Genomic DNA, 7245 nt, shown 5'->3' with positions numbered 1-7245 from the left:
GGATGCGCCTCGGCATACGCCAACTCCAGCGTCGATCCCCACGAACCGCCGACCACCAGCCAGCGGTCGAAACCGTAAAGGGCGCGGATAGCCTCCATGTCGGCAATCAAATGCGGCAGCGTGTTGGCATCGCGGCTGCCTTTGGGGCGGCTGCGGCCGGCGCCGCGCTGATCGAACAGCACCGCATGGAAGCGTTGCGGATCGAACAGCCGGCGATGATCCGCCTGGCAGCCGCTGCCCGGACCGCCGTGCAGATACACCGCAGGGATGCCGTCGGCACGGCCGTTGCTTTCGACATAGAGTTCGTGGCCGTCGCCGACCGCGAACATTTGCGACGACAGAGGGGAGCCCGCGGCGGTGCGCTGCGCAGGCGCAGCATCAGTTTCCGGATCGAACGGCATCTCGAACTGTTAGCGCGAAACCGCGAGTTTTGCGAGCACCACCCAGCGTGCCGCGAAAACGGCAGGGTTGCGGATCATATCGATGATGGCCACCTTGACCGGATGTCCAATCGGGAGATGGAATGCCGAGATATTTTTTCAACACCCGGATCGGTGAGGAACTGATTCCGGATCCTGAGGGCGAGGAGCTGCGCGACGCCGACCACGCCTGGGAAGTGGCTCGCGCCACGATCCGTGAAATCGTCAAGACCGAGAGTGCGCAAGTCGATTTGCTGCGCGCCAGTCTGGAAGTGACCGATGAGGAGGGCGATGTGCTGCTCGAATTTCCCTTCAGCGAGGCGATGCTCGATCTGCCTACGTCGCCGCGAAATCGGCATTGAGCAGCCGCTGAAATGGCGGTGGCGCCCCCGATCCCGTCACGCTATCACGTCTGTCTCGCAACGGAGTGATCATGCAGGACATCTGGCGCCTTTCCGCGACTGAACTGGCCGATCTCGTCCGCAGCCGCCGCGTCTCGGCCCGCGAAGCGGCCGAGGCTGCGCTGCACCGGCTTTCCGTCGTCAATCCCGCGATCAACGCGGTGGTCGATCACAACACCGACGATGCGCTGGCGCAGGCCGATGCGGTCGACGCCGCGCTCGGCAAAGGCGAGAGTCTCGGCGTGCTCGCCGGCGTGCCGGTGACCGTGAAGGTCAATGTCGATCAGCAGGGCTTCGCCACCACCAACGGCGTGACGCTGCAGCGTGACTGGATCGCCAAGACCAACAGCCCGGTGGTCGACAATCTGCGCAAAGCCGGCGCGGTGATCATCGGCCGTACCAATACGCCGGCGTTCTCGTATCGCTGGTTCACCGCCAACAAGCTGCACGGCGAGACCCTGAACCCGCGCGATTCCTCGATCACGCCCGGCGGCTCCTCCGGCGGCGCCGCCGCGGCGGTTGCAGCCGGGATCGGCGCGATCGCGCACGGCACCGACATCGCCGGCTCGGTGCGCTACCCGGCCTATGCCTGCGGCGTGCACGGGCTGCGTCCGACGATCGGCCGCGTCGCCGCCTACAACTCCTCCTCGCCGGAGCGACCGATCTGCCCGCAGATCAGCGCCGTCTCTGGCCCGCTGGCGCGAACCATCGCCGACGTGCGGCTCGGGCTGCAGGCGCTGGCGCAGCCGGATGCGCGCGATCCGTGGTGGGTGCCGGCGCCGCTCGACGGCCCGCCGCGCGACAAGCGCGCCGCGCTGTGCGTTGCGCCGGACGATCTTGCGGTGGTGCCGGAGGTGCGCGATGCGCTGAAGGACGCCGCTAAGCGTCTCGAAGCCGCCGGCTGGATCGTCGAGGAGATCGAGAAGACGCCGCCGCTGCACGAGGCCGCCGAGCTACAGGCGCAGTTCTGGCTCGGCGACGGTTATCAGGCGATGCTGGAAGCGGCCGAACGCGAAGGCGACGAAGGCGCGCTGGCATGTCTGCGCGGCAATCGCGACAAGGCGATCGGCGACCTCGCCAGCTACTCGAAGCTGCTCACCCGCCGCGCCACGCTGACGCGCGACTGGCAGACCTTCTTCGAGACCTATGCGGTGCTGCTGATGCCGGTGTGCGGCGAGCTGCCGTTCCCGCAGCGGCTCGATTTGAAGGACGAGGAGTCGTTCAAGCGGGTGTGGGCGGCGCAGATGCCGCAGGTCGGGCTGCCGTTCATGGGCCTGCCGGGGCTGACCGTCTCGACCGGGATGGTCGGCCGAGTGCCGGTCGGCGTGCAGGTGGTGTCGGGGCGCTATCGCGAGGATCTGTGCCTGCTTGCCGGCGAAGCGATCGAGGCAGGCGGCGTACCGCCGTCGCCGATCGATCCGGTGGCTTGAGACGGAGGCGAGGGGACGATGGCGTCGATCTATGATTTCACCGCCAAATCGCTGGCGGGCAAAGACGTCGCACTGAAACAGTTCGAAGGTCAGGTGCTGCTGATCGTCAACACAGCGAGCGCCTGCGGGTTCACGCCGCAATACAAAGGGCTCGAAGCGCTGCAGCAGAAATACGGCGCGCGCGGCTTTTCCGTGTTGGGCTTTCCGTGCAACCAGTTCGGCGCGCAGGAATCCGGCGACGAGGCGCAGATTGCGCAATTCTGTTCGGTCAATTACGGCGTGACTTTCCCGATGTTCGCCAAGATCGATGTCAATGGCGCGGGCGCCCATCCGCTTTACAAGTTTCTGAAGGATGAAAAGGGCGGCCTGCTCGGCTCGGCGATCAAATGGAATTTCACCAAGTTCCTGGTCGATCGGTCCGGGCGCGTGGTATCGCGGCATGCGCCGACCACGACGCCGGAGGCGCTTTCGAAAGAGATCGAGACCTTGCTATGACCGACACTCAGAACATTGAACTGCCCGATCGTCTGTCGATCGAGCCTTCCAGCCCTTACTACGACGCGGCCCTGCTCGAGCTCGACGTCGGCGTCCGCTTCAAGGGGCAGGACAAGACCAACGTGATCGAATACTGCGTCAGCGAAGGCTGGATCCGCGTTGCCGCGGGCACCGCCAAGGATCGCTTCGGCAATCAGCTCGCGATCAAGGTTCACGGCCCGGTCGAGCCGTATATCCGCCCGCGCAGCTGATCTTTGCCTGCCGGCGGCGCTGGACGCTCGGCCGGCCTGCTCTCACCATCTCGCAGCAATGCCGTCGCTGGTGCGCTCTTGCGCACCGGCGCGCATTCGCGCGTCGGGTTTGTGGTTGGGGCGTTAACGGTGAGTCCGCGTCGTGCCGGCCTGCGAGAACACCGCTGCGCAGATGTTGCGCCGTCGATCGTCACGGGTGGCGAGATCTAGCACGCGCTCACCGCGAACTCCTGATTCGCGCTGATTCGTCGGTGGTTTGTTCCGCCGGCGTTCCAAACCTTAAGATCGTGCAAGGCGAGTGTCGCATCCGGGGACAGTGCGCGTGGCGGTGCCTGCTCCGTCTTCAAACCAATGCTGCAGAACATCGCGTTGCCGCTCGCTCACCATCACTGTCCGCGCTCGTTAACGACTTCGATGATGATCTGCGCGTTCGCGCGAACGCACGCGCGCAGGTGTTGTGCCGGGCTTGCGTGAGCGCGCCGAGATCTAGCGCCCCGACCGATGCGAGTGGTGATTCGCAGTGATTCGGACTCGCTTCGTTCCACCCGCGTTCCGAAGGTTAAGATCGTGCAGGTTCGCTGTCGCATTCGGGGACAGCGCATCGGTGGGGTTGGGCTCGCGCACGGGCGTGGCCGATAGGCCATCGGACGGGAGCCTGATCATGATCTCGGTGCTGGTGTTAACGCTTTCAGCCGGATTTGCGGCCGGATGCCACCCAGCGCCGGGTAGATGTTGTGCCACTGACGAGACGCCGCGCGCGAGATCTGGTGCGGAGCCGGTGCTCCGAACTGATTCGCGCTGATTCGGGCCCGCTTCGTTCCGGCCGCGTTCCAAAGGTTAAGAGCGTGGCGGCGGTGTGTTACGCGCTGAGACAGCTTTGGCGGTTTTCGGCAGCTTGGCGGCCCGCGCCTGCGCTTCCCCGGCGAGGCGGCGGCGGAAGGCGCGGTCGCGCTTGAGGTGCCACTCGCGGCTCATCGCGTCGCGGCGGCAGGTGAAGCGCTCCGAATGGATCAGCACCCAGGCGCGGCCGCGGGTCGAGCGCGCGCCGGTGCCGCCATTGTGCTGGGCGAGCCGGCGGTCGAGATCGAGCGTCCAGCCGACATAGGTGAGATAGCGGCCCGCGTGCGTGCAGCCGAGCACGTAGACGAAGCACTCTTCTTCGGCGGGAATATCCTGCATGGCGCCAGCCTCGCACGGCTTCGTGGAGTCCGGCAATCCGCCGCGGGGCAAGGCCGTTGACGGCCGCCGCGCCAGCGGCTTCGCTCGGCATCCGATTCAAGCGAAGGAGACGACAATGGCCGGCAAACCGATGATCGCGCTGGCGCTGCTGGCGCCGCTGCTGTGGAGCCCGGCCGCGAGCGCCCAGGACGTGCCCGGTATCGAGATCTGCACCGTGGAAAAGACCATGGAGCGGCGCACCAGTTGCCTGCAGAGCAACGTCGACTTCCTGCACAAGAGCATCGACAAGGCGCGGCTCGACCAGCAGCAGAAGCTCGATGCGGCCAGAGCGCAGATCGCAGCGCTGAGCGCCGCGGTGGCGGCGCTGCAAAAGCAGCTCGCCGATCTGCAGGCGGCACAGAAGCCGGCCAAGACCGATGCTGCACCTGCCAAGGATGCGTCCAAGGATGCGGCGCAGCCCAAGGATACCACGCCGCCGAAGGCGGACGCCAAGAAGTAGTTCGGCGCGCTTGCCGTTTTGCGGAATTCGCAGGCTTGCTTGGCAAGCCGCGACCACATGACTTACAAATCGATCCGAGACAAAACCACGCGGACGCCGCTGGCGGCCGCGCAACAACAAACATCTCGGGAGAAAACCATGTCCAACGTCCGCGTTCTCGCCACCGATCTGGCGTTTCCCGAAGGGCCGGTGGTGATGCCGGACGGCTCGGTGGTGCTGGTCGAGATCCGCGCCCAGCAACTGACGCGGGTGTGGCCGGACGGTCGCAAGGAGGTGGTGGCGAAGATTCCGGGCGGGCCCAACGGCGGCGCGCTCGGCCCCGACGGCAAGATGTACATCTGCAATAATGGCGGCTTCGGCTGGTTTCCCTCGCGCGGCACGATGATGCCCGGCGCGCCGGCGCCGCACGAATATATCGGCGGCTCGATTCAGCGCGTCGATCTGCAGAGCGGAGCGGTCGAGACGCTGTTCGACAAATGCGGCGAGCATCCGCTGAAGGGGCCGAACGATCTCGTCTTCGATAAGCACGGCGGACTCTGGTTTACCGATCTCGGCAAGCGCCGCGCCCGCGACATGGACGTCGGCGCTGCCTACTACATCAAACGCGGCATGACCGAGATCACCGAGCAGGTGTTCGGCACGCTGCCGCTGAACGGCATCGGTCTGTCGCCGGACGAGGCGACGATGTACGCGGCAGAAACGCCGACCGGTCGGTTGTGGGCGTTCGATCTGTCGGCGCCGGGCGAGGTCAAGCCGCGCGACGTGATCTATCGCGGCGAAAAAGGCAAGCCGATCGCCGGGCTCGGCGGCTACCAGATGTTCGACTCGCTCGCCGTCGAGGCCGGCGGCAATGTCTGCGTCGCGACGCTGGTGTCGGGCTGCATTTCGGTGATCGCGCCGGACGGCACCCTGGTCGAACAGGTGCCCACGGGCGACCGAGTCACCACCAACATCGCGTTCGGCGGCCCCGAGCTGAAGACGGCTTACATCACGCTGTCCGGCAAGGGCGAGCTGATTGCGATGGATTGGGCTCGGCCCGGGCTGCCGCTGAATTTTCTCAATAAGTAGTGCTGAACCGGGTCTTCAACTCGCCCGACGCCGCGTGACAGGGCGTCTCGTCCCTCCATCGGCGCATATGGGCATGATCGCCGATGGCCGGGACAAGCTCGGCCGCGGCGTATTATGGTCGATGCTTCCGACACCCTTGAGGAAGTTGCGCAGATGCCCTGGCTCGAACCCGTCACCCTGAGCGGCCCGCACGCCACGTTGGAGCCGCTCGCACCGTCGCATCGCGACGGGCTGATCGAGGCGCTGAAGGACGGCGAGCTGTGGAAGCTGTGGTACACCTTCGTGCCCGAGCCCGCCAAGATCGAAGCCGAGATCGCGCGCCGGCTGGCGCTGCAGACCCAGGGTGCGATGCTGCCGTGGACGGTCAAGGACGCCGCCGGCAAAATCGCCGGGATGACCACCTACATGAATGTCGATGCCGGCAACCGCCGGGTCGAGATCGGCTCAACCTGGTACGCGTCCCGCGTGCAGCGCACCGGACTCAACACGCAATGCAAGTTGCTCCTGCTGCAACACGCGTTTGAAACGCTGGATTGTATCGCGGTCGAGTTCCGTACACATTTCTTCAACCATCAGTCGCGTCGCGGCATCGAGCGGCTCGGTGCCAAACAGGACGGCATCCTGCGCAATCACCAGATCGCGCCCAACGGGACGCTGCGCGATACCGTGGTGTACTCGATCATTGCGGCCGAATGGCCGACCGTGAAGGCGCATCTGAACTATCAATTGTTCGACAAGCCGGGCCGCTGAGCCGCCGGGCGTCGGGTTCCGCTTGATTTCGATCAAGATTCTGCCTGCTAATCGGCTGCTGATCGAAAGAATGACGGCTGCGTCGCGCGCCGTTTGATCTGTGTCATTTTGTACCGCCGCCTCTGCCGCCATTCTTGAAGACATGCCGTTCTATCGATTTCACGTCCGCGATCCGATCAACCGTGTCGATGGCCCGGGCCACGACGGCGCGGCGCTCGCCGACGATATCGATGCGATGCTGTTCGCTGCGGGGGTGATCCAGCGGCTGGTCCAGGAACAGCCGTCGGTGCCGCGGAACTGGTCGATCGAGATCATGCAGGACCAGCGCCGGGTCGGTTTGCTGCCATTCGACAAAGGCTGTCAGGTGATCCTGCGGCCGGAATGGGTGTGCGACCAGCCGATCGGCGTGCTCGAAGGCTGGCGCTGAGTCTCAGGTTGGCGGTTCTCGTCATTGCGAGCCGAAGGCGAAGCAATCCAGGGGCTCCATGCACGGGGCTCCTGGATTGCTTCGTCGGCTTCGCCTCCTCGCAATTGTGCGAGTTCACTAATTCGTTGATCGCATGGTTTTGTCGGCGGCAAAGTCCTTCGGGGTTTTGCCGCCGAGGGCCTGGTGAGGCCGGAAGTTATTGTAATAGACCATGTATTCGAACAACTCGTTGGCGAAGTGGTCGAGGTTGTCGAAGGTGGCACCTTCGATCACGTCCTCGTCGAGCGTCCGCCAGAAGCGCTCGATTTTGCCGTTGGTCTGGGGGC

11 protein-coding genes are annotated in these 7245 nt (G+C 65.2%); 8 read left to right on the top strand and 3 right to left on the bottom strand.

What is annotated here, in order from left to right:
* On the bottom strand, positions 1-401 hold a 401-nt coding region (locus DY468_RS24000), incomplete at its 3' end, for an alpha/beta fold hydrolase (protein ID WP_164608052.1).
* 122 nt (positions 402-523) lie between these two features.
* Between DY468_RS24000 and DY468_RS23995 the strand changes: the two genes are divergently transcribed.
* The 4 genes from DY468_RS23995 (at position 524) to DY468_RS23980 (ending at position 2996) form a co-directional block, all read left to right on the top strand.
* Complete coding sequence (locus tag DY468_RS23995) at positions 524-781, top strand: DUF6894 family protein (protein ID WP_164608050.1); 258 nt, start codon at positions 524-526, stop codon at positions 779-781.
* 71 nt (positions 782-852) lie between these two features.
* Complete coding sequence (locus DY468_RS23990) at positions 853-2250, top strand: amidase family protein (protein WP_164608048.1); 1398 nt, start codon at positions 853-855, stop codon at positions 2248-2250.
* 18 nt (positions 2251-2268) lie between these two features.
* Positions 2269-2745: a glutathione peroxidase gene (locus DY468_RS23985; RefSeq protein ID WP_164608046.1), complete on the top strand. Its 477-nt coding sequence runs from the start codon at positions 2269-2271 to the stop codon at positions 2743-2745.
* Positions 2742-2996: a DUF3297 family protein gene (locus DY468_RS23980; protein WP_164608045.1), complete on the top strand. Its 255-nt coding sequence runs from the start codon at positions 2742-2744 to the stop codon at positions 2994-2996. Before DY468_RS23985 ends, DY468_RS23980 begins: the two co-directional genes overlap by 4 nt.
* Before the next feature lie 837 nt (positions 2997-3833).
* On the opposite strand, the gene DY468_RS23975 is transcribed toward DY468_RS23980, so the two are convergent.
* On the bottom strand, positions 3834-4175 hold the full coding sequence (locus tag DY468_RS23975; protein WP_164608043.1) for a GIY-YIG nuclease family protein: 342 nt from the start codon (positions 4173-4175) through the stop codon (positions 3834-3836).
* Between the two features lie 115 nt (positions 4176-4290).
* Between DY468_RS23975 and DY468_RS23970 the strand changes: the two genes are divergently transcribed.
* The 4 genes from DY468_RS23970 (at position 4291) to DY468_RS23955 (ending at position 6919) form a co-directional block, all read left to right on the top strand.
* The gene (locus tag DY468_RS23970; RefSeq protein ID WP_164608041.1) at positions 4291-4674 is read left to right on the top strand and encodes a hypothetical protein; all 384 of its coding nucleotides are present in this window, start codon (positions 4291-4293) and stop codon (positions 4672-4674) included.
* A gap of 138 nt (positions 4675-4812) precedes the next feature.
* The gene (locus DY468_RS23965) at positions 4813-5742 is read left to right on the top strand and encodes an SMP-30/gluconolactonase/LRE family protein (RefSeq protein ID WP_164608039.1); all 930 of its coding nucleotides are present in this window, start codon (positions 4813-4815) and stop codon (positions 5740-5742) included.
* 153 nt (positions 5743-5895) lie between these two features.
* Complete coding sequence (locus DY468_RS23960) at positions 5896-6492, top strand: GNAT family N-acetyltransferase (protein ID WP_164608037.1); 597 nt, start codon at positions 5896-5898, stop codon at positions 6490-6492.
* A 142-nt stretch (positions 6493-6634) separates the two neighbouring features.
* Positions 6635-6919, top strand: coding sequence for a hypothetical protein (locus DY468_RS23955; RefSeq protein ID WP_164608035.1), 285 nt, complete (start codon positions 6635-6637; stop codon positions 6917-6919).
* Between the two features lie 117 nt (positions 6920-7036).
* Here DY468_RS23955 and DY468_RS23950 read toward each other — a convergent pair.
* Positions 7037-7245 (bottom strand): integrase core domain-containing protein (locus DY468_RS23950; RefSeq protein WP_164606053.1); only part of this gene is annotated, 209 nt, incomplete at its 5' end.

The organism is Rhodopseudomonas sp. BR0M22, assembly GCF_010907035.1.
Taxonomy (GTDB): Bacteria; Pseudomonadota; Alphaproteobacteria; order Rhizobiales; family Xanthobacteraceae; genus Rhodopseudomonas.
This window is presented reverse-complemented; position numbering and strand designations above follow the sequence as displayed.

What these genes read in the sequence shown, in the direction of transcription:
- DY468_RS23995 (WP_164608050.1), top strand. Translation starts at nt 524, where the DNA reads ATGCCGAGATATTTTTTCAACACCCGGATCGGTGAGGAACTGATTCCG.
- DY468_RS23990 (WP_164608048.1), top strand. Translation starts at nt 853, where the DNA reads ATGCAGGACATCTGGCGCCTTTCCGCGACTGAACTGGCCGATCTCGTC.
- DY468_RS23985 (WP_164608046.1), top strand. Translation starts at nt 2,269, where the DNA reads ATGGCGTCGATCTATGATTTCACCGCCAAATCGCTGGCGGGCAAAGAC.
- DY468_RS23980 (WP_164608045.1), top strand. Translation starts at nt 2,742, where the DNA reads ATGACCGACACTCAGAACATTGAACTGCCCGATCGTCTGTCGATCGAG.
- DY468_RS23975 (WP_164608043.1), bottom strand. Translation starts at nt 4,175, where the DNA reads ATGCAGGATATTCCCGCCGAAGAAGAGTGCTTCGTCTACGTGCTCGGC.
- DY468_RS23970 (WP_164608041.1), top strand. Translation starts at nt 4,291, where the DNA reads ATGGCCGGCAAACCGATGATCGCGCTGGCGCTGCTGGCGCCGCTGCTG.
- DY468_RS23965 (WP_164608039.1), top strand. Translation starts at nt 4,813, where the DNA reads ATGTCCAACGTCCGCGTTCTCGCCACCGATCTGGCGTTTCCCGAAGGG.
- DY468_RS23960 (WP_164608037.1), top strand. Translation starts at nt 5,896, where the DNA reads ATGCCCTGGCTCGAACCCGTCACCCTGAGCGGCCCGCACGCCACGTTG.
- DY468_RS23955 (WP_164608035.1), top strand. Translation starts at nt 6,635, where the DNA reads ATGCCGTTCTATCGATTTCACGTCCGCGATCCGATCAACCGTGTCGAT.